The organism is Vibrio sp. 1249-1 (assembly GCF_033340495.1).
Genome location: NZ_JAWOWJ010000315.1, coordinates 1 through 844, shown reverse-complemented (window position 1 = coordinate 844; position 844 = coordinate 1). Strand labels below are relative to the sequence as shown.

Here is an 844-nt window from a genome sequence, read left to right as displayed (position 1 = left end):
AGCTGGATATGCGTTTGCGTAGAGCTATGCAGCGCTTCATCGATACACGTCAACAAGCCGTTGAGCGTAAACACCACCGTCTGCAATTAAACTCTCCTGTTAAACACTTAGCACAACAAAAGTCGAGACTTGAACGTGTTGAGCACAAGCTAATGGACGCAATGGATCGAAAACTACTGACGATGCGTCATCAGTTAGCGATTGCGGCAGAAAAGTTAGATACCGTCAGTCCCCTAGCGACACTCAAGCGTGGTTACTCCATCACGCAAACGGATCAAGGTAAGGTCGTTACAAGCGCAGATGATGTAAAAACGGGCGACCTTTTAGTCACCCGTTTGGCTAATGGTGAGATTCACTCTACCGTTAGTTAGCCGACTTTAAAATGAGCTTAGTCAGCTGATTTTCTGAAACTCAAATCGCACACGAGATTTGGATTTGAGTTCATTACAGGTATTGCAGAAATAATTCGCAGCCCCACAAGCCTGAAGCTTTTCTAACTCAGCACCACAGTCCGGACAAAAACCTACTTTTTTGATATCGGATTCACATTGGCCACAATGATATTGACCAGTCCATTCTAGTTCTACTTCGCAATCTGGACATTTGTTCTGTTGCATATCTCTCACCTTACTGTTTCACTCTCTCCAGTATTCACATTTTCTAACCGCTAACCTTGATGTATATCACCGTATGCAAGGTAATGGGTTTACTTCACGAGAAGCTTACTTTAAGAAAGATCTTATTCTGATCATCGGATATTTACCATTTGATCAGCGATCACCCCCTAAAAGAATATTTATATAACCACACACCGAAAGCATAAGTTACATATTCTGCATTCCGA

At 42.5% G+C, this 844-nt stretch carries 2 protein-coding genes; one reads left to right on the top strand and one right to left on the bottom strand.

Annotation, left to right across the window (positions count from 1 at the left end; genetic code table 11):
• Positions 1 to 371 (top strand): exodeoxyribonuclease VII large subunit (locus R7Z50_RS26085; protein WP_318149554.1); only part of this gene is annotated, 371 nt, incomplete at its 5' end.
• 21 nt (positions 372 to 392) lie between these two features.
• On the opposite strand, the gene R7Z50_RS26080 is transcribed toward R7Z50_RS26085, so the two are convergent.
• On the bottom strand, positions 393 to 617 hold the full coding sequence (locus R7Z50_RS26080) for a zinc ribbon domain-containing protein (RefSeq protein ID WP_318149553.1): 225 nt from the start codon (positions 615 to 617) through the stop codon (positions 393 to 395).
• Between the last annotated feature and the right edge of the window lie 227 nt (positions 618 to 844).

Coding starts and splice junctions, on each gene's coding strand:
- R7Z50_RS26080 (WP_318149553.1), bottom strand. CDS start 617: ATGCAACAGAACAAATGTCCAGATTGCGAAGTAGAACTAGAATGGACT.